This window comes from Nguyenibacter vanlangensis, from assembly GCF_038719015.1.
In the GTDB taxonomy this organism is placed as follows: Bacteria; Pseudomonadota; Alphaproteobacteria; order Acetobacterales; family Acetobacteraceae; genus Gluconacetobacter; species Gluconacetobacter vanlangensis.
On record NZ_CP152276.1, the window covers coordinates 911,691 to 931,321 of the forward strand.

General features: G+C 67.4%; 14 protein-coding genes and 1 tRNA gene. 2 read left to right on the forward strand and 13 right to left on the reverse strand.

Going from position 1 to position 19,631, the window contains the following annotated elements:
- Positions 1–42: 42 nt before the first annotated feature.
- Positions 43–744: a hypothetical protein gene (locus AAC691_RS04245; RefSeq protein WP_342630143.1), complete on the reverse strand. Its 702-nt coding sequence runs from the start codon at positions 742–744 to the stop codon at positions 43–45.
- Positions 744–2,108, reverse strand: coding sequence for an NCS2 family permease (locus AAC691_RS04250; protein ID WP_342629057.1), 1,365 nt, complete (start codon positions 2,106–2,108; stop codon positions 744–746). The genes AAC691_RS04245 and AAC691_RS04250 overlap by 1 nt, the downstream gene beginning before the upstream one ends.
- A 319-nt stretch (positions 2,109–2,427) precedes the next feature.
- Here AAC691_RS04250 and AAC691_RS04255 point away from each other — a divergent pair, with 319 nt between their 5' ends.
- Positions 2,428–3,825 carry a GGDEF domain-containing protein gene (locus tag AAC691_RS04255; RefSeq protein WP_342629058.1) on the forward strand — a complete coding sequence of 466 codons (1,398 nt, stop codon included), beginning with the start codon at positions 2,428–2,430 and terminating at the stop codon, positions 3,823–3,825.
- A 12-nt stretch (positions 3,826–3,837) separates the two neighbouring features.
- Here AAC691_RS04255 and AAC691_RS04260 read toward each other — a convergent pair whose 3' ends face one another.
- The 11 genes from AAC691_RS04260 to AAC691_RS04310 all read right to left on the reverse strand — a co-directional run bounded on the left by AAC691_RS04260 (position 3,838) and on the right by AAC691_RS04310 (position 18,377).
- A complete protein-coding gene (locus AAC691_RS04260) occupies positions 3,838–4,962 on the reverse strand; it encodes a site-2 protease family protein (protein WP_342629059.1) in 1,125 nt (374 codons plus the stop codon).
- Positions 4,963–5,094: 132 nt separating this feature from the next.
- A complete protein-coding gene (locus AAC691_RS04265) occupies positions 5,095–5,268 on the reverse strand; it encodes a hypothetical protein (protein ID WP_176639388.1) in 174 nt (57 codons plus the stop codon).
- Positions 5,269–5,313: 45 nt separating this feature from the next.
- Positions 5,314–6,261 (reverse strand): IS1595 family transposase, encoded by a 948-nt coding sequence (locus AAC691_RS04270; protein ID WP_342627419.1) that lies wholly within the window; start codon positions 6,259–6,261, stop codon positions 5,314–5,316.
- Between the two features lie 320 nt (positions 6,262–6,581).
- Positions 6,582–7,034 (reverse strand): cellulose biosynthesis protein BcsD, encoded by a 453-nt coding sequence (bcsD, locus tag AAC691_RS04275; RefSeq protein ID WP_342629060.1) that lies wholly within the window; start codon positions 7,032–7,034, stop codon positions 6,582–6,584.
- Positions 7,034–10,840 carry a cellulose synthase subunit BcsC-related outer membrane protein gene (locus AAC691_RS04280; protein ID WP_342629061.1) on the reverse strand — a complete coding sequence of 1,269 codons (3,807 nt, stop codon included), beginning with the start codon at positions 10,838–10,840 and terminating at the stop codon, positions 7,034–7,036. The genes bcsD and AAC691_RS04280 overlap by 1 nt, the downstream gene beginning before the upstream one ends.
- Positions 10,837–15,525 carry a UDP-forming cellulose synthase catalytic subunit gene (gene bcsA / locus AAC691_RS04285; RefSeq protein ID WP_342629062.1) on the reverse strand — a complete coding sequence of 1,563 codons (4,689 nt, stop codon included), beginning with the start codon at positions 15,523–15,525 and terminating at the stop codon, positions 10,837–10,839. The genes AAC691_RS04280 and bcsA overlap by 4 nt, the downstream gene beginning before the upstream one ends.
- Positions 15,525–15,809: a cellulose synthase operon protein YhjQ/BcsQ gene (locus AAC691_RS04290; protein ID WP_342629063.1), complete on the reverse strand. Its 285-nt coding sequence runs from the start codon at positions 15,807–15,809 to the stop codon at positions 15,525–15,527. The genes bcsA and AAC691_RS04290 overlap by 1 nt, the downstream gene beginning before the upstream one ends.
- Before the next feature lie 57 nt (positions 15,810–15,866).
- Positions 15,867–16,310 (reverse strand): hypothetical protein, encoded by a 444-nt coding sequence (locus tag AAC691_RS04295; protein WP_342629064.1) that lies wholly within the window; start codon positions 16,308–16,310, stop codon positions 15,867–15,869.
- A gap of 205 nt (positions 16,311–16,515) precedes the next feature.
- Positions 16,516–17,595 (reverse strand): glycosyl hydrolase family 8, encoded by a 1,080-nt coding sequence (locus tag AAC691_RS04300; RefSeq protein WP_342629065.1) that lies wholly within the window; start codon positions 17,593–17,595, stop codon positions 16,516–16,518.
- Positions 17,596–17,795: 200 nt separating this feature from the next.
- Positions 17,796–17,871 (reverse strand) — tRNA-Glu (locus AAC691_RS04305).
- Between the two features lie 134 nt (positions 17,872–18,005).
- Positions 18,006–18,377: a hypothetical protein gene (locus tag AAC691_RS04310; protein ID WP_323991330.1), complete on the reverse strand. Its 372-nt coding sequence runs from the start codon at positions 18,375–18,377 to the stop codon at positions 18,006–18,008.
- A gap of 62 nt (positions 18,378–18,439) precedes the next feature.
- Here AAC691_RS04310 and AAC691_RS04315 point away from each other — a divergent pair, with 62 nt between their 5' ends.
- Positions 18,440–19,426, forward strand: a complete 987-nt coding sequence (locus tag AAC691_RS04315; protein ID WP_342629066.1) for an RluA family pseudouridine synthase — start codon at positions 18,440–18,442, stop codon at positions 19,424–19,426.
- Positions 19,427–19,631: the final 205 nt, after the last annotated feature.

Consider the following 19,631-nt stretch of genomic DNA (forward strand, 5'->3'; position numbering starts at 1 on the left):
CCTTATACCCCCCCTTATGCCCCCCTTATACCCCCGGCGCGCTCAGCGCGGCGGCGGAAAATCCAGCATGGCGGCGGTATAGGTTTCGACCACCTGGCTGAACGGCATCCCGTCCTGGCGATACAACAACGCGCGATGGCGCAGGATCGTGGCGGGGATGACGATCCGGCCCTGTTCCGCCGGCGGCAGCCTGTGCATTTCCCAACCGTCCGGCAGCGGCGCGAACAGCCTCGTGCTGTCCAGGGTGCGGCGGGTGAAATGCAGGTCGGCCACCGCATGGCCGAACGCGGTGTCGGTCCGTTCCAGCAGCGCGTTCATCGCCGGGGTCAGCCGCGCGGGCACGTACCAGTTATCGGCCACCGACAGCACACGCGACCCGCAGGCCAGTTCCACCCGGCGATAGGCGACCGGCTCGTCGGGCCCGACCGCCAGTTCCTGCCGCTGGGCGGCGCTGGCGGAACGAAAGACGCCCGGCACCCGCCGCGCCACGACGCGGGGCACGGCGGCCAGCCCGTGCTCGCGGCACCAGCCCTCCAGCGTCAGGGTCGCGCTGGGATGCGACAGCAGCCGCGCGTCCAGCCCCTCCACCAGGGCCTGCAGCGCCAGGCGAGACTGCGCCGTGTCGGGCCAATCCCGGTCCCCGGCCCGCGCCGGCCCCGCCGCCCCGACCCCGATCGCGACCCCAATCGCGACCATGACCCCGACCGCGAAACCGGTCCCCGGCCTGCCCGCCGCGCGCGCCATCACGAATGCCCCCCCATGCCGCTGGCCAGCACCAGATAGACGACGAACACCGCATCCAGCGCCAGCAGGATCGGCGTCACCTCCGACCAGCGGCGCGCGGCCACCGCCAGCGCGGTATACAGCAGCAGGCCCAGCGCCAGGCTGACCATGAAATTGCCGGTCATCACGGTCACCAGCACCATCAGCAGCGGCGCCAGCACGCCGCCCGGTTCGCCGTCATCGGCCTTGCCCATGTCGGACAGCATGCCCAGCCCCACCAGGACCAGTACCGGCGCCGTCGCCAGCGCGGGCACCGCGGTGATGATCGGCCACAGCACCGACGCGGCCAGGAACAGCACGGCGGCGGTCACCCCGACCAGCCCGGTCCGGCCGCCGGCCTCGACCCCCACCAGCGATTCCAGATAGGCCGTGACCGTCGAGGTCCCCAGCACCGCCCCGGCCACGCTGGCCGCGCCGTCGGCGGCGAAGGCCGCGCGCCCCAGCACGGGCTGGCCGTCCTCGACCGTCAGCCCGGCCCGTCGGGTCACGGCCATCATCGTGCCCGTCGCATCGAAGAAATCGCCCAGAAAGAAATAGAGCGTCACCGGCAGAACCAGCCCGATATGGGTCAGGAACCCGTGGAAATCGAACGAGAACAGCAGATGGGCCGGATAATGCGGCCATTCGATCCAGCGATCCGGCAGATGCGTCACCACGGTACCGTCCGGATGGTGGACGAAGCAGCCCGCCACCGTCAGCACGACGATGGACAGCAGCATCCCCGCCGGCACGCGCAGCATCCGCAGCGCCCCGGCCAGGAACAGGCCCGCCGTCGCCAGCAGTACGGCGGGGTCGCGCAGCGCGCCGAAGGAAAATCCCTGCGCCCCCGCCACCGCCAGGCCGCCGCTGACCATGCCGATATGCGCGATGAAGGCGCCGATCGCGCAATGGATGCCGTTGCGCACCGGCACGGGGAAGCCCATGACGATCTTCTGCCGCCACCGGCTCAGCGACAGAAGCACGAAGGCCACGCCACCGATCAGCACCATGGTGAAGGCGACCGGCGGCGCGATGCCCATCTGGGCCACGACGACCTGGGCGAAGATCAGGTTGCTGCTCATCGCCGGGGCCAGGGCGATCGGCAGGTTGGCCATCACCGCCATCAGCAGCGACCCGCAGACCGAGGCGGCGATGGTGGTCATGATCATGTCATGCCGGTCCAGCCCGGCCAGCGCCATGATCGCGGGGTTGACGATCATGATATACGCCATCGCCCCGAACGTGGTCAGCCCGGCAACCAGTTCCCGCACCACGGTCGACCCCCGACGCGTGATGTGAAAGGTCCGATCGATCCAGCCATGAACCCCCGCGCCGTCCTGCTTCACCCGTCCCTGCCCCCTCTGCGACTGTCTTCCGGCCCGCGGGCCGTGTGCGGCGCGACTGTCCTACCGCTTCCGTTACGATGCAAGAGCGCCGCGCGCGGACCGGCGAACCTTCGCTCCATGACCGCCCGATCGCCGGACCGGCCCCTGGCTGGCATCCCGCCCCCGAAATTCATATGATGGGTTGCGGAAATCAGTATCCATCTAAGCATTTGATTTAATTTGAAGACTGCCAGGACGACAGAGTGCCCGATTTGACGATTCAATATGTTTTCCGAAATATTTTCCCCACACCGGCCATGCCGGCCGGGCGGAATCAGGCATGAAGGGCGAATCGGCTTCGACCGCCGACGCCGCGCTGCAGCACGTCTTCGCCGCGACGTCGCCCGCCGCGCGCCAGGCGGTTCACGACCTGGTCCGGGACCACACCCCGGCGCTGGTCGCCGCGTTCTATGCGCATTTCACCGAACATGCCGAGGCAGGCGGCTTTCTGGCCGACGCCGCCACGACCGACCGGCTGCATGCCTCGCTGGCGCGCTGGCTGGGCGAATTATTCCCCGCCACGCCGCCCGCTCCGACCCGCCTGGTCGAGGCCCAGCGCCATATCGGGCGCTTCCACGCCCGGGCCGGGATTTCCGTCGCCCTGGTGTCCGAAGGCGTATCGCTGATCCAGCGCGCCCTGATCCAGGCCCTGGGCACGCGGACGCTGGACCATGACCTGTTCACCGACGCGGTCATCTACATCGTCGGCACCCTCTCCGGAGCGATGGGGCTGATTTCCTTCACCTATTGGCGGCACCGCGAGCGCACGGCGGCGGCCGACACCGCCTATCGCCTCTTCGCGCTGAACCAGGACCTGTCGCGTGAGGGCGAGACCCAGAAGGCGGCGCTGATGGCCTGGAGCTACGACGTGCTGCGGACGATCTGCGCCGCCCGGACATCCGACACGCCGCGGCCCGCCGGGCTGGCCCGCTCCGAATTCGGCCTGTGGGTGACCCACAAGGTCGGATTGCTGTTCGACGGCACCGCGATCGTCCCCCATCTGACCGGGCTGATCGCCCGGATCGACCAGGACAGGCTGCCGGCGATCATGCGCGCCGTCACGGCGGGCGACGACATGTCCGCCCCTCTGGCAGCGCTGCATGCCGACGTAACCGAGATCATGAACAGCCTGGACATGCTGTTCCGCAGCAGCCGCAATGGCGGCGACGCCGCCGACCCGCTGACCCGGGTGCTGAACCGGCGCTTCCTGCCGTCGATCATGTCGTACGAATTGCGGGTGGCCAACCAGACCGGCCGGCCGCTCGCCGTGCTGTTCCTGGACGTGGACCATTTCAAGCACGTCAACGACACCCACGGCCATGCCGGCGGCGACGCCGTGCTGCGCGCCGTCGCCCGGGTCGTGGAAGAATCCTGCCGGCCCAGCGACATGGTCTTCCGCTATGGCGGCGAGGAATTCCTGATCGTGCTGGGCGACACGGACGGCACCCGGATGGCCCAGGCCGCCGAGCGCCTGCGCCGTCAGGTCGAAGCGACCGCCGTGACCATGCCCGACGGCACGACCTGCCGCATGACCGTGTCGATCGGCGCGGCGCTCTATTCCGGCCATCCGGATTACGAATACCTGCTGCGCCGGGCCGACGCGGCCCTGTACCGGGCCAAGAAGAAGGGCCGCAACCGGACCGAGATCGCCGAGGCCGAACCGCTCGTGGTGGCGTAGCTCCCGGCCCCGTCAGGCCGCCGCCCGGTCGCCCGGCGGCCGGGCCGGGCCGACGGGCGGGCGGTTGTTCACGCCATGGGTCAGCATCACCTCGCCGATCGTATCCGCGGTAATCAGCCCCATCAGCCGGTCATCCGGGCCGACCACGGCGACCGCGGGCGGGTTGGGCGGTTCCTGCAGCAGGCGCAGCGCCTCGGACAGCGGCTGATAGGGATGGATGGCGGGAATCGCAGGCACCATCGCATCCGCCACCGCCCCGTCGGGACCGTCGACATGCAGCCGTGCGACCAGGGCGGATTGGGTCAGCACGCCCCGCAGCCGCTCCTGCCCGTCCATGACCGGAAAGACCGGCTGGGCCGTCCGCACCAGGGCATCCGCCGCATCGCCCAGCGTGGCCGACAGCGGCAAGGCCTGATAGCGCGTCATCATGGATTCACCCGCGATCAGCCCCTGCGCGACCTGGCGCAACTGCACCATGTGGGATTCGGCCGCGGCGCCCAGATAGACGAACAGCGCGATGAACAGCAGGATCGGATTGCCCAGCAGTCCCAGAAATCCCAGCCCGATCGCCACCCCCTGCCCGATCGAGGCCGCAACCTGCGTCGCGTGGACGAAGCTCATGCGATAGCCCAGCAGCGCGCGCAGCACCCGCCCGCCATCCATCGGAAAGGCCGGCAGCAGGTTGAACAGCAGCAGGAACAGATTGACCGTCGCCAGCCGCGCCACCAGGTTCCCGGTCCCGAACGCCCCCGCCGCCGCGGCCAGGCTGGGCCGGGTGCCGGTCGCCGCGAACAGCACCAGCGCGATCACCAGGTTGACCGCCGGTCCGGCCAGGGCCACCAGCAATTCCTGGGTCGGGTTCTCGGGCATCCGCGCCAGACGCGCGACGCCGCCGATCGGCAGCAGCGTGATGTCGGACGTGCTCACCCCGAAATGTCGCGCCATCAGGATATGGCCGAATTCGTGCAGGACCACGCAGACGAAGACCAGCAGGATGAAGACCACCCCCTGCCAGGCCGCATCGGGACCGCCCTGCGCGCCGGCAACCATCGCCACCCAGAGCAGAAGCAGAAAGAACGTCACATGCACCCGAATGGCGGTGCCGGCGACGCGACCCAGTGGGATCGACCATGTCATGACGGCGCTCCGAAGGGCTGGGCCCCATGCGTGGGGCCTGTGCCCGCAACGCGCCGCAAGGTCGCCGGTTCGTGCCGCCGGACTATTCACTGCCGCCGGACCAGCAGCCGGCCACCCGTCACACCACGCGGGCTATATCCAGCGCCACAGGCACCACGCGAGATAGCCGATCACGCCCCAGATGATTCCGGAAATAACAAGCCATATGACGAGTGCCCGGTAAAATCCGCCCGACGGCATGATTTTTTTCTGGATCAGGCGACCGAAACCCGCATCCCAGCGAATATTCTGGCTGAAACTCGACATGGCAATTCCTGCATCCACGAAGCGTCGATTAAATGAATTTCCTGATTACGCACTAATTTCAGCCAATTTGAGCAGGCGATAGGGCATGGGCGGGGTTCTGACGGCGGCGTATCCGAGGCGAGGGATCATGGAGGCGAGGTCGAAGCGGCGATTGAAGCGATAAACGAACTCGGCGAGATAGCGCGGCGCATGCTTGTCACGGATAGCACGGTAAGTACCGGTCATGGCATTCTTGATGTTGGCGAGAGCGGTATTGACCCATTTGAAAGCAGGGTTGCGGCCTGCCTTTGGTCCCGAACCGGTCAGGATGGGATGATGGACGCACCCTGCTTCGGTGACGGCGGCGAAACAGCGTAGACCGTCACTGACCACGCTGCTGGCGGGGTCGAAGCTGTTTTTTGCCATCTTTGCGATCTCGGCCCTACTGAACCCGGCCACCCGGCGGAGTTTCAGGCGGATTGGCTTGCCTTGCGGTGTGGTTTCAACAGCGGCCACGATCGGCGTCTTGCCCGCTGATCCTCGCCCGCGCTTGCCGCCGCCGCGTTCTCCGCCGAGATAGGCGTCGTCCAGTTCGATCCGTCCCTTCAGTCGCTTGCCGGCCTCGCGCTCCATCATTACCTGCGCGAGTTTATGCTTGATCTTCCAGGCCGTGGTCTGCGTCACGCCGAGCCTGCGCCCCAGTTCGATGCTGGAGATGCCGCCTTTGCTCTGGGTCAGATGGTACAGGGCACGAAACCAGGTCCGTAACGGCACCTTGGTTGCCGCGAAGATCGTTCCGGCGATCAGCGACGTCTGCTTCCGACAGGCGCTGCATTGATACTGCCCACGGCTCTGAATGACGCTGTGCTCACGCCCGCCGCAGGCCGGGCATTCAAAACCAGATGGCCAACGCCAGCCAAAGATCACCGCTCGGCACTTCTCTTCGCTTCCGTAAAGTTCGTCAAATTGGGCTTCGCTTAGCCCTTTCTGAAACTGGACCTTGTTGCGAGCCATCGATCAAGCCTCTCGAAAACAACAAATGTTCTCGCTTTGTACCATAAATCCCTGGCTGAAAATAGTGCGTAATCAGGATGAATTTTGAAAATTCTTGTAGCAATCTCGGAATGCGCAATCAGGCTCCGCTGCCTGAAAAGTCCACGGCCACAATATCGCCGCATTGTTTGGAATTTGCAAGCAAATGGGAAAAAACCGATTTTGCACCGTTCAGACCGGCGCATATGCGCCGGCAAGGCCCCATTTTCAATGGCCATGAACCTTCCCGCCGCATTAAAGCGGCGTTCCGCCCTCCCGCCCCGCGACGCCGCTACCGGGCCTCAGGCCCGGCGGGCACCATGGTCCCCGGCACCAAATTCCAACGTCAGAAGATCGTCCGCGGTTTCCTGATCCGGCTGCCAGATGATGCCATAGCCGGGCTGGGCATCCGGCTGGCGACCGATCCAGGTCTCATAAAGTCCGGCCAGGCAGGACGCCAGCCAATACCCCGCCGGCGCGCCGGCCGACCCGATACGCGGCAGGCCGGCATGGCGAATACGCAGTTTTTTCCGGGCCGTATCCACCGCCAGCGTCGCCCGCCCCCACCCGAGCAGCGCCAGATGCGCATTGATTTCCAGTTCCAGCGCCTCGACCGTTTCGCATGGCGGCAGCGTCAGGCGCCCCGCCATGCTCGCGCCGACCTGGCGCAGGAAACGATCCCGCGCCTCGGACCCGACCTGCGCGTCGAAACCGGCCGCGAATTCGCGCAGGAAGAAAATCATGTCGGAAGACATCAGCGGCCATCCTCGAAGGAATAATGAATGGACAGCCCGGCCGTCGTTTCGTTCCATGGGCCGGCTTTCTGATAGAGCAGATCGCCGGCGACACGCAGCACCGGGGTCACCTGATAGGACAGATGCGCGTTCGCCCCCCCGACCAGGCCCGATGACGACCGGCCGGGCGACAGGGCTCCGGCCGGATCGCTGCCGTCCAGCACGGCCTGCAGGACGGGGCTGGTCGGATAGAACAGGGCGGAACGGGAATGATAGGATTGGAAGCCGAGCGACACGCCGGCATTCCACGTCCATTGGCCGCTCTGCCCCGCATATCGTACCGGCACAAGCAACGAGACAAAGGATTGCGGCGAGAAATAACCGCCATTACCATAAGTAAAAAGATACTGGTTATTGTTGTAACGGAACCAGGTGAGATCCACGCCCAGCCGCACGGCATTGACCGTGTCTTTGTACAGGGACACGCCGCCCCCGCCGCCGGCCTCGTACTCGATATTGTCCGGCGTGCCGTGGCCCTGCAGATAGGCGAAGCCGCCACGAAGATAGAAATTCATCAGCGGGTCGCCATATTCGAGTTGACTGTTCAGCCGGTTCCGCACCACCCCGCCCCAACTCCCGCCGACCGCGCTGTCATGCAGGCCGGCATAGGACAGAATGCTGTCCGTGGCCGCCCGTCGCTCGGCCGTCACCCGCAGGCGCATCGTGCTGGTCAGTTGCGGGCTGAACGACAGGCCGCCGAGGATGTTGGTTTCGCTGAACCCCAGGGGCGACGTGCCCAGATCCAGCGTCAGCCACCGCCACGCATAGGCGACGTTCAGCCCGGCGCCGACCGCGTCGCGGCGGCGCATCGCGGCGGCGTAGTCGCCGGTCAGGGCCGTGACCCCGACTTCGCGCAGGCCCTCGATGTAATCCATGCTGCCGGTGCCGGTCGAAAGGACCGCCGGGGTAACCGATGCCGTCAGGCGCCCCGGGCCGACCGGGAACGCGGCGGACATCGCCAGGTCGCCTTCGGTCAACTGGTTCAGGCCGGTCCCCGACCGGGTGCGATAGACCGGGCCGATATCGACGAACGGCGCGTAATCCCGGGTCGTGCTGGCGGCCTCGCTGTCGATGGCGCGCAGGACCGGGTCCTGGCTCTCCGCACCACCGGATTCCGCGCGCCGCGCCACCGTGCGGAACGGGTTGTCCAACGGAATGCCGTCCCGCGTACCGGCACCATGGCCGACCTGCTGCAACCGCAGGTCCCGCGCCCGCGCAAGATCCCCCAGGCTGGCCGTCCAGTTGCCCCCCGCCCGGTGAATGACCGCCGACGCCAGCCAGGTCCGCGGGTCCGAGGGCGCCTGCTCGGTCATCTCGCGCAGTTGGGCCTCGGCTTCGTCGAGGTCATCCGCCTGCAGCGCGAGACGCACGACGCTCAGCCTGGCATCCAGGTCCGAAGGATCCCGCGCGGTCACGGCACGCGCGATGGACAGCGCCATCGCCGGCTGATTGCTGGATTGATAAAGCCGCGCGAGCGCCAGCCGGGCGGCCGCGCTGGGCTGGGTTTCGGTCAGCGCCGGCTGCAGCGCGTCGAACGCGTCGGCCTGCCGCCCCTGATCGTTCAATTGATCCGATGCCAGGATCGCCAGGCCCGTCCGCAGGCTGCGCAGGGCCGCCAGGTCATCGGCCCCCAGAGAGGACTCACCATGGCCGGCCATGGCGAGTCCTTCCAGCATCTGACGGGCATGCCGCGAATCCTGCATGCGCATGTAAACCCCGGCATAGGCCAGGCGCTGGCGCGGCGTCGGGGGATAGGACGCTTCCAGGAACGCCTCCAGAATGCTGCGCGCGCCGGCGGCATCCCCGCGCGCCAGCAGCGCGTCGGCGACCAATCGTCCCCGCGCGCCGTCGGGATCCCGGCCACGATGCGCCATCTGCAGGAAATAAAGTCTCGCTTCCGGCAGGTCGGGCGGCGCATCGGCGACCAGTTGCTGGTCTTCGGCCCTGGCCGCGATGCGCTGAATGTCGGGCGGGCGCGCCCCACGCGGCAGGCGCTGCAGAAGCTGCCTGACCGTCGTGAAGTCGTCGGTCTGGTTGGCGAAATAGATCGCGGCCTGCAACGCCGCGACGCCGACGCGCCCATCGGGCGACGACAGCGGCGCCATCACCTCCGCCGCTTCTGCGCGGTCGCCCGCTTCCGTCAGCGCCTGGGCCAGGCGCAGACGGATCCACGGGTCCTGCGGCTGGTCCGCGACGCCCTGGCGCAGCAGGCCGATGCGATCATCCAGGGTCGGCGCCTGCCCGGCCCGGGCCAGCAGATCGGACTGCGCCATCTGCCGCACGAAGGCCGGCGACAGACGCCGCAGCCGCTCCGTCAATGCCGCGGCCTGCGCCTGGCGGCCGGAGGATTGCAGGATCTGATAAAGCCCCTGCAAGGCATCCAGATTGTCGGGCTGCGCCTGCAGGACATGACGATAGAGCGTCTCGGCCCGGCCGATATCGCCACGCCGGCGGGCAATGTCGCCCTGAAGGGCGACCAGCCCGATCTGCGTCGGATCCGCGGCAAGCGTGCTGTCGATCAGGGATTGCGCATCGGCATAGTGCCCCAGCGCCATCAGGCGATGCACCTGGCCGTACGCGCCCGAGACCGTGGCGCCGTTCAACGCGTCACGCCATTTGGCGGCCTCCACCGGACCGGCCTGGCTGGCGCGCGACAGCAGGTCGCGGGCTTCGTCCGCCCGGCCCTGGCGCATCCGCGTCACGCCCAGGCCGCCCAGCGCGTCGGGATCGTTGGGGCTGCCGGTCAGGGCGTGCATGAAATGCGCGGCGGCGGCATCGAGGCGGCCGGCATTCAGATCCTCGAAACCCTGCGTCCGGTCCTGCGCCACGCCCTGGGGCTGCGCGGCCCGCGCCTTGCCCCGCACGGTGCCGATTTCGGTATCGCCGGGATCGAGCCGCAGCCACGCATCGTAGTACGGCACGGTTTCGGGCGCCTCGGGCAGCCAGAGCAGAGCCGTGCGCCAGGCCCTGCGGATGGCCGCGCGATCAGGTGCGGACAAGCCCGGCAGCCCGTCCAGGCGCTGCAGGCGGGCCAGCCCGCCGAGACGGGTGGCATCACGCCAGGTCAAGACCTGGGCATAGGCGATCTGCGCCGCGACGTCGTCCGGATCGGCGGCGACAAGGTTGCGCAATCCCGTCAAACCCTGGTCGCGATAGCCCACCGCGCCGGCCAGGGTATGGTAATATTCCAAGGCATATTGCGGCGGCGGACCATCGGGGAACAGGCGCCGGTATCCGGCCACCGCCGCACTGATCTGGCCGCTGCGGGCCGCCGCGCGGATTGCTTCAAGCGCGTCGCCCGCGCCCCCCTGCAGGCGCAGGGCCTGGTCCAGTTGCCGCGTCTCCTGCGCGGCGGGCGCCACATCGTGCAGCAGCGCCGCCATCCGGCGGGCCAGATCGGGATCGCCCATACGCAATGCCAACTGGCCCGACAGCGCGATCGCGCGCGGGTCGCGCGGCGCGACCTGCCGCGCCTGACCCAGCGCCTGCTGCACCTGGTCGTACCGTCCCTTGTCGAGCCAGTATTGCGCCCGCTGGATCAGGATCGTCACCAGCGCGCTTTCCTGTCCCGCCTCGGCCTGCCCCATCCCAGCCTGCCCCGCCGCAGCAGCATTTGCGTCCTGGGCCCCTCTGTCCTGGGGCCCCCTATCCTGGGCCTCGGCACAAGGCGCGAGGACCGATCCGCCGCCCCATAATCCGCCGCCCAACAGCAGGATGCGCAGGCCCGCCCGGGTGCGGCGGCCCCGGAAACTGCGGCACGGCCTCATCGTCCGCCTGCCCCGCTGGCGTCGAGATAGGCCTGCCGCCGTGCCGCGCGCAGGGACAACCCCTTGTTCAAGGCCAGGCCCGTCACCAGCGCGCCGAGAACCGACAGCAATATCACGCGGATCGGGTGTTCGCGCAGGACCCAGTCCGACCACAGCCACCAGGGCAGAGACCCGACCGTATAGGTCGCACCATTGCGCGACGCGATGATCTTGTCGCCGTCGACCACCGTCAGGTCGCCCTGCACGCCCTTCTGCAGGCTGGGATCCTGCAGCACATGGACCAGGTCGTCGACGCCTTGCGGCGTACCGCCCAGCATCAGGACCACCGATCGCCCCGTCGCATAGGGGGATTCGGTGCCGATCAACGCGCCCCCGCCATTCAGCGGCAGCGACCCTTCCAGGGCGACCGTGCGTCCCTCATGCGACCGGCTTTCCGGAAAAGCATAGCGGATTCCATCCAGGATCGAACGCTGCGCCATCCGCAACCGGCCGTTTTCCAGCCCATAGGGGGTGCCTGCCAGCAGGGACGCGACCAGATCATTGCCCGGCAGCGTATCCAGGACGATCAGGTCGTCATCGCGGACCGTCCCGACCTGCCCCGGGCCGACCACCGCGACGCGTTCCGCCGGATACCAGCTATAAGAGCCCAGCATTCCCATCAGATCCAGATAGGCCGTCAGGATCGCCGGGCCCGGCCGGGGCGGCAGGACCACCGCGGTCTGCGACAGATCCGCCATGCGGGTGAACGGAAAGCCGCTATTGGCGAAATAGGCCAGATTGGGCAGCGTGGCGAAATGATAGGCGCGCCGGAAATCCAGGGTGGAATCCGGGTCGATGCCGACCGAGATGTCCTGCGGCATCGCGCTGCAATCCCGGCGCATCGCCGGACGGCCGTCGAAATAGAATTTCAGCTCGTTCTGGCCATAGACGCCCCAGATCGGCAGCCTTGCCCGATCCTGAAGCACAGGCGACGTATCCGGAAAGAACCGGCTCAGCAGGCGCGGCAGGCGTTCGGGCGCGCGCCAGGAATAGCTGGCCAGATAGACGTCGTTCAGCGCCACGTCGACGCGGGACTGCCGCAGGTCGACGTCGCTTTCCAGCGGCGTCCGGATACGGAAATCGGCCTCGAACGGACGGTCGCGCCACGTATACAGGTCCGGCGAGATACGGAACGGCACCGCCAGCGTGCCGGGCACGTAGCCATGGCCTTGCAGCGCGCTCGAACTGACCAGTTCCCCGAAACGCACCACGCGATCGGTCGGCAGGAAAGCCGGCGCGTCATAAGGCCGGCGCGGTCCGACGGTCACCGGCGGGACGATCTGGCTGGAACCGGCGCCCAGCGATTCCGACATGAAGGCCAGCCCCCGCGCGGCGGCGGCCAGTTCCGCGTCGCTGCGCCCCGTCACCACCAGGATCGTCCCGAACGGGTCCGTGGGATTGCCGATTTCCGCGAGGGTCGGCCCGGCGACGGAAACCGACCGGGCGATCGCCGGCGGCAGGTCGGCCGCCACGCCGATGGCGACGGCATTTCCTGCCGACGGCACGTCGGTCGAGACCGGAAAGCTGACATGATGAAAATCGGCGATCTTGCCGAACCAGGACGCGACATCCGCCGCCGCCTTCAGGACCGCGACCGTGCGCGGCGACGCCATTTCCATCCGGTTCGGCAGCACGAACGGCACGACCGCCCGCTCATTCACCGCCGTATCGACGAAAGGCGCCGGCAACGCGGACAGCATGCGGCGCGCGGGCAGCGGCACGGTCGTCACGCTGATCGCCGACTGCCCGGACATGTCGGCCCACAGCACGTCGCTGACCTGGTTGCCGCAGGTTTCGGTATATTGGCCGGCGAACGTGAAATTGAGCGTGTTCCGCGCCATGAAGAAGGCGGGATTGACCGGGAAGGTCAACGGACCGAATTCCGGATGATCGCGATTGACTGGGATGGTTCCGACATACTGGTCGTTCAGCCGGATCGTGACGCTGCTGCTCTGCGCCAGCAGCGACGGGGACAGCGCGCCCGTCAGCGTCAGATGCGCCGACGTCACGAGCTGGCTGGACGGGATGCCGAAATCCAGTCCCTGAATCGCGGCATAGGGCGTCATGTGCATCGCGGCCGGCGCGCCAAGCTGCCGCAGCGTCCAGGTGCGGGTCGACGCACCGGGCAAGGCGCCGGGCAAGGTCCCTGATAAGGGGCCGGGCGGAGTCCCGAGCCGAGCATCATCCTGCGCCGCCGACGCATCACCGTTGGCGCCGCGCAGTTTCGGCAGCGGCAAATCGTCCCCCGCATCCGCCGCCCCCACATCCGCCCCCACCTCCGCCGGCACGGACGACGCGCCGGCCGGCGGCATGGTGTTCGCCGCCTGGGCCATGGCGGTCGAAGCCAGACCAAGCGCACCCAGCGCACCCAGCGCAACCATCATCGAATTCGTTTTGCGCGGCATCAACGTCACGACCTCCCGGCGCGTATCGCCGATCGATTGGCGCGCCCGCGCCCGCGCGGCGATCGCGCCTGGATGATGACGCGCACTGGCGGGCTTGTCGGCCGGCATGCCGATATTGCGGATGCTGCTGATCGCCATCCACAGGCTGCGCAGCGGCCGGTCGGGACTGTATTCATTCCAGTTGGTCCAGGCATCGGCGCGCCCGAAGACGAAACGGATGATCCGCGCCTCGTCGCGAATCGTCATAGGCTGCCATTCAAAGTTCATCACGCCGTTATGCACGCTCAGCACCCGCGCACGGACGGGGGCTTCGTACGGGTCGGGAAACACGTCGATTTCGGCCGCCGCGTCGAACATCGCCGCATCCGCGGCATCCAGATGCAGCCGGCAGCCGCCGCGCGACACGTCGCTGGTCGTGCCACGGCAAAGCCGCCTATCCGCGCCCCGTACGGTCACGGGCAACGCGGCGGGAATACGCGCATTGCGCCGCAACTGCCGGGTTTCATGCCCCACGGTGATCGCGGCCAGGACGATGATCAGGCTGACCGAGATCCACACTTCGTTCATCCACAGCGCATTGCGCGTGATCGCATCGTTCTGCATCGCGGCCAGGCGCCAGGCCCCCCACGCCATTCCCACCAGCAGAAGGCCGCCAAGGACGATGTTGGGATAGATCGCGCGCCAGTCCGTATAGGATTCCTCCAGGACGCCGCCCTTCTCGGTCACGTTGAACTTGCCATGCTTGGGGAACAGCATGGTCACGATCGTGACGCGGACGAGAAAGAGCGCCAGCGCGGTCTCATAGATCTCGCTCCAGAACGAATAGCGCCAGTTCTTCTGCACCCGGGCCGACGTCGCGATGGAATGAAAGAAATGCGGCAGGACATATGCGAATATCGCCTCGGGCGACGCGGCGATCAGGGTCTGGCTGAACAGAAGATAGGCAAGCGGCGAGGTCAGGAAGATCAGCCTGGGAATAGCGAAGAGAAATCCGGCCATCGCGGAAAAATAGCAGAGCCGCTGCGCCACCGTCAGGCCGGGACCGAAAAGCGGATTATCCACCCGAAGGATCTGCAGCATGCCCCGCGCCCAGCGCATGCGCTGCCCGACATGCAGGATCAGCCGTTCGGTCGACAGGCCGGCCGCAAGCGGCAGGCGCAGATACGCCGTCGACCAGCCCTTGCGCTGCAGCTTCAGCGCCGTGTGGCAATCCTCGGTCACCGTTTCGACGGCGATCCCGCCGATCTGCCGCAGCGCGGCGCGGCGCAGGACGGCACAGGACCCGCAGAAGAAGGTGGCGTTCCAGAAATCATTGCCGTCCTGCAACAGGCCATAGAACATGTTGCCTTCGGGCGGGACGCTGTGCCCCTTGGCCAGATTGCGCTGGAACGGATCGGGCGAATAGAAATGATGCGGCGTCTGCATCATCGCCAGTTCGGGATCGACCAGGAACCAGCCGACGGTCGCCTGCAGGAACGCCCGGACGGGCACGTGGTCGCAGTCGAAGATGACGATGTATTCGCCTTCCGTCTGCCGCATCGCGTAATTGAGGTTGCCCGCCTTGGCGTGGGCATTGTCGGGACGCGTGATGTAACCGACCCCGACGAGACGGGCGAATTCCAGGAATTCCTGCCGGCGGCCGTCGTCGAGGATGTAGACGTTCAGCCGGTCGGCGGGCCAGTCCATCGCCATGCAGGCCAGCACGGTCATGCGGACGATGCTCAGGTCCTCGTTATAGGTCGGGATATAGACGTCGATACTGGGCCAGAGCGACAGATCCGCCGGCATCGGCACCGGCTTGCGCCCCAGCGGATGGATCGTCTGGAAATAGCTGAGCAGCAGCATCATCAGCGCATAGATTTCCGCCAGCCCCAGCGTGATGGCCAGCGCGACCTGCACGGCGGAGCTGAAATCCAGCGTCTCGGTCACCCGCCAGGCCAGGTAGCGAAACGATACGACCAGCGAGAGGACCTGCAGAAACAGCGTGGCCCTGGCGCTGCGATGGCGATTGACGAAAAAGAACAGCAGGATGCCGATGGCCGCCACGATCAGTTGCGCATCGTCGGACAGCAGGGCCATGCTGGCCATCATCGCGGTCACGACGCCGAACAGGACGCAGCCGCCGAGAACGGCACGCCCGTACCGCCCCTCCGCCAGGCGGGCGAACGCGGCGCCCAGGAACGCGGCGCCCGGGGCAGCCAGTCGCGCCGCCGCGGCGCGGGGAAAGATGACGCGACGCATCAGCCGCCCACCATGGCCGTCGGCCGACGTGCAATCACGGCCAGGTCGTGATGCGCCTGCGATCGCGGCGCATAGCTGGCGATCGGCTTCTGCGCCGCAAGAGCTTCACCGACATGTTCGTCACGATGCACGACACCCAGCAATCGCCGCCCCATCCATTCCCCCAAACTGCGCGCGATCGCCGACCCCGGACGGGTCATCGGATCGAATTGATTAATGACGAAGACCTGGCGGGGGATGTCCGCGAACAGCGCGACGGACGTCGCGTCGTCTATCAAGGACATGAGACGATTCTCGAACTGAAGGGTCCCGCCATGGCCGACCGATGACCTGCCGGACGATCAGCGAAACATGCCGCGCAGCGTGCGCTCGGACCGATCGAGGACCGCCTCCCCGCGCAGGACGGCAAACATGTCCGACAGCCGCATGCGCCGGTTTCCCCCCCCGCCCCCTGCCGTGACGGATCCGGCCGCCACGTCGTCCACCCGCCTCCGGTGCGCCGGATCGGGCGGAAACGCGGCCGCCATCGGCGCAGCCGGACGGGACGGCATATCCAGCGGCACGGCGCCCTCGGCCGGCGCCCCGGAGGGCGCGAACGCTCCCGGCGGCGGCATCTCCGCGCCCGCCGCCGCCTCGGACCCGGCCGAGGCGAAGGACGGCGCAAGCGGGGCCAATTCGTCGTGCGGCAAGGCGGCTTCGATCGCCTCGGCCGGTATCTGATCCAGATTGCCGAAGGTCCGATAGGACAGATCGGGCTCGTTCACCGCCCGACGGAGGGCCGACACGTCCGCCCCCTCATCCGCCCCGGACAAAGCCGCGTTGTTCAACGGAAATTCCGAACCGAGCATCGCCCCACCATCACCCCAAGGCTCGGCGCGCTGCACGCCGCGAACGGAAGACAGCGCCCACGACCCGACCCACTCATTTTCGCATCTCTAACATGTGATGACGTTAGCGAAAAGATAACCGTGGAAACGGTAAAAAAAACGGTCAGAACATGCCGCCGTCGCGCTGCACGATGTCCGACGCCAGGCCATCCATCACCAGCGAGGCCAGCAGGGTCAGCGAGGCGGAGTAATAATCCGGGCTTTGCGCCATGGACGGAAAAGCCATGCTCCTGGTTCCGGGCATGTCCAGCAGCCCCGCCCCGATCCCGACCGCATAGAAACCCGGCGGTGCGTCATAGGGCGACCGTTCCCCGGTCTGCAGGTTCACCCAGGCCGGCATCGTCCCGCCCCAGCCGTTCCAGTAACGCTGGAAATCCGCCCGCAGGCCCGGGTCCAGCAACCCAGCCCATTGCAGATAAAGCGGCACCCTGACCGCATCATAGGAAAACCGCGCCGGCCGCCCCCGGGCGATCGCCGGCATGTCGATGCCCGGCGAGACCTGCATCCAGTCCGGGGGCAGGTTCCACCGCCCGAACCGCCCACGCCGGATCAGGTCCATCCCGTCGCGGATGACGTTTTGCCATACGCTGCGATCGTCCAGTTCCGCGGCCGCCATCAGGGAAGGCATGATGTAATAGGACGCGTTCACCAGGGCATGGTCGGGCCAGGCAAAACCATCGAGTCCCGGCAGCAGGACCGCACGCCTGCCGACCGTCACGACGACCCGCTTCCGCAGGGCCGCGTAAATGTCGCGGGCCGACGCCTCCAGTTCCGGGCGCCCCCACCGCCGCCCGGCCAGAACCAGGGCCAGCGCGATCAGCAGGTCGCCGTCGGTCGCGTTGTTCGTATCCGGCACATGGGGCGTCACGTTGGGCAGATAATGCCAGGCATGCAGTGCATCGCCCTGACGTTTCAGCGTTCGCTCGGTCCATGCGAACATGCGGTCGAACACGTCCTGGTCGTCGAAGGCCTGGGCGAACAGCATGCCATAGCCCTGCCCTTCGGAATGGGACTGCATGCCGTTTCCGCTATCGACGACGCGGCCGTCGGACGACACGTACCGCAGCTTGTAGAGTGACCAGTCGGAAGGCGCGGCCGCCTTCCCTTCCTTGCCCGGCACGCCGAGGCAGAGACCGCCCGCAGCGGCCTGGAGCAGACGACGCCTGGCCAGAAATGGAAACATGATGTCGAAGCCGCTCTGATCGGTTGCTCAAATAAGAGTGATGAAGCGGCATGCTACACGCCGATCCGCCGGTCGCCTACCTCCGTCGCGGCAAAGAGGCGGCAAAGTGCCCGAATCAGGCCGTACCGACGCCGACAGAGGGGCAATCCCGGCAGAAGCCGACGACTGGAAATCGCACTGAAATTGACATTGAAGATCCCTGGCGTCCCGTACGGGAATCGAACCCGTGTTACCGCCGTGAAAGGGCGGTGTCCTAGGCCGCTAGACGAACGGGACGCTGGACGAGGCAGCTTCTATGCCATCGCGGACCGGGACGCAACCCACCTTGAACAGAAATATTCACCGGATGGTCATTTTCCCAAGATCGCCAAGATCCATTGAATCCAGTCCATTACGCGGCGGCCTTCACCTCACGGCGTCAGAACCAGCCGTGCTGCGACACGGGCATGGGCCAGATCCCACAGGATGACGCGGTCGGGCCCACCCCCCGACAGCGAAACCGCCAGCAGCCCGTCGCCCTGGCGGGTCATGCCGGTAATGTGGGTGCCCGGCGGTTCGTTCAGCGTCAGTTGGCCATGGGGTCCTTCGAACGGCCACGCGGCGGCGAGGCCGGCGGCGGCATGATCGGCTTCCGGCAGGCCGGGCGCCGGATGAGGGTGGGAAATCCGGTGGACCAGCACCCCCACCAGCACCAGCGAACCCACCACCAGCAACACGCCCATCCCGATGACCGCCGCAAGCAGCGCCCGCGATCCGGGGCCTTTCGACAATTGTACGTCCATGATCCTGTTCCGTGTCCCCCGCCGTCATTTTCCCGGCGGCCAATTTCCGTTAAGAGCCGCGCATGACCGACGACACCCCCCACCTGCCGCCCCTCCCGCCCGGCCGCATCGCTGCCGGCGCCGGGGATGCCGGCCGGCGCACCGACCGTTTCCTGGCCGACAGGCTGGGCACGCTGTCGCGGTCCCGCGTCAAGGCGCTGATGGAAGCGGGGCACGTGCTGCGCGACGGCGCGGTCCTGCGCGATCCGGCCGATCCGGTCCGGGCCGGCCTGTGTTATGAAATAAGGGTGCCGCCCGCAATGCCCGCAACGCCGCAGGCACAGGCGATTCCCTTTACCGTGCTGTACGAGGATTCCGACCTGATCGTGCTGGACAAGCCGGCCGGCCTGGTGGTCCACCCCGCGCCGGGGAACGAGGACGGCACGCTGGTCAACGCGCTGCTGGCCCATTGCGGCGACAGCCTGACCGGCATCGGCGGCGAACGGCGGCCGGGCATCGTCCACCGGCTGGATAAGGACACGTCGGGCGTGATGGTGGTGGCCAAGACCGAAGCCGCGCACGCGGCGTTGTCCGAGGCATTCGCCGCCCGGGATATCGACCGCATCTATCTGGCGCTGGCCTGGGGCATGATGGCGCCGTCCAGCGGATCGTTCGAAGGCGCGATCGGCCGGGACAAGCGCGATCGCAAGCGCATGGCCTTGGTCGCCCATGGCGGCAAGCAGGCGCTGACCCATTACCGCACCCGGCAGAGCTTCCACGGCGCCGTCAGCCTGGCGGAATGCAGGCTGGCCACCGGCCGCACCCACCAGATCCGGGTGCATTTCGCCGCCCACGGCCATCCCCTGCTGGGCGACCCGGTCTATCTGCGACGGATTCCCGCCGCCGCGCGCGGCCTGCCCGAGCCCGCGCGGCGCGCCGCCCTGGACTTCCCGCGCCAGGCGCTGCACGCGGCGCGGCTGGGCTTCACCCACCCGGCGACCGGCCGGCCCCTGCTGTTCGAGACCGCGCCTCCGGACGATTTTCAGACACTTATCGCGAAGATTGCATAGTTTTAAGGCAATCGACAGGGAGGATTCCTTGACGCTCGGCCCGTCCCGACAGTAGGCTTCAAACTTCTCCGGCGGGTGACGCGACCGCCGGAATGGACGTCCCGTGTCGGCGCGGCCCATCGCGGGGGTGCCACACGGGGACGTAATGTCCAATCCACGCGTCATGCGGGACAAGTCAGGGAACCCTTTCACGGATGTGCCGTAG

Excerpts from the sequence above, each read along its gene's own strand:
- AAC691_RS04245 (WP_342630143.1), bottom strand. The coding sequence starts at position 744 with ATGGCGCGCGCGGCGGGCAGGCCGGGGACCGGTTTCGCGGTCGGGGTC.
- AAC691_RS04310 (WP_323991330.1), bottom strand. The coding sequence starts at position 18,377 with ATGGACGTACAATTGTCGAAAGGCCCCGGATCGCGGGCGCTGCTTGCG.
- AAC691_RS04300 (WP_342629065.1), bottom strand. The coding sequence starts at position 17,595 with ATGTTTCCATTTCTGGCCAGGCGTCGTCTGCTCCAGGCCGCTGCGGGC.
- AAC691_RS04280 (WP_342629061.1), bottom strand. The coding sequence starts at position 10,840 with ATGAGGCCGTGCCGCAGTTTCCGGGGCCGCCGCACCCGGGCGGGCCTG.
- bcsD (WP_342629060.1), bottom strand. The coding sequence starts at position 7,034 with ATGTCTTCCGACATGATTTTCTTCCTGCGCGAATTCGCGGCCGGTTTC.
- AAC691_RS04270 (WP_342627419.1), bottom strand. The coding sequence starts at position 6,261 with ATGGCTCGCAACAAGGTCCAGTTTCAGAAAGGGCTAAGCGAAGCCCAA.
- bcsA (WP_342629062.1), bottom strand. The coding sequence starts at position 15,525 with ATGCGTCGCGTCATCTTTCCCCGCGCCGCGGCGGCGCGACTGGCTGCC.
- AAC691_RS04290 (WP_342629063.1), bottom strand. The coding sequence starts at position 15,809 with ATGTCCTTGATAGACGACGCGACGTCCGTCGCGCTGTTCGCGGACATC.
- AAC691_RS04315 (WP_342629066.1), top strand. The coding sequence starts at position 18,440 with ATGACCGACGACACCCCCCACCTGCCGCCCCTCCCGCCCGGCCGCATC.
- AAC691_RS04260 (WP_342629059.1), bottom strand. The coding sequence starts at position 4,962 with ATGACATGGTCGATCCCACTGGGTCGCGTCGCCGGCACCGCCATTCGG.
- AAC691_RS04255 (WP_342629058.1), top strand. The coding sequence starts at position 2,428 with ATGAAGGGCGAATCGGCTTCGACCGCCGACGCCGCGCTGCAGCACGTC.
- AAC691_RS04265 (WP_176639388.1), bottom strand. The coding sequence starts at position 5,268 with ATGTCGAGTTTCAGCCAGAATATTCGCTGGGATGCGGGTTTCGGTCGC.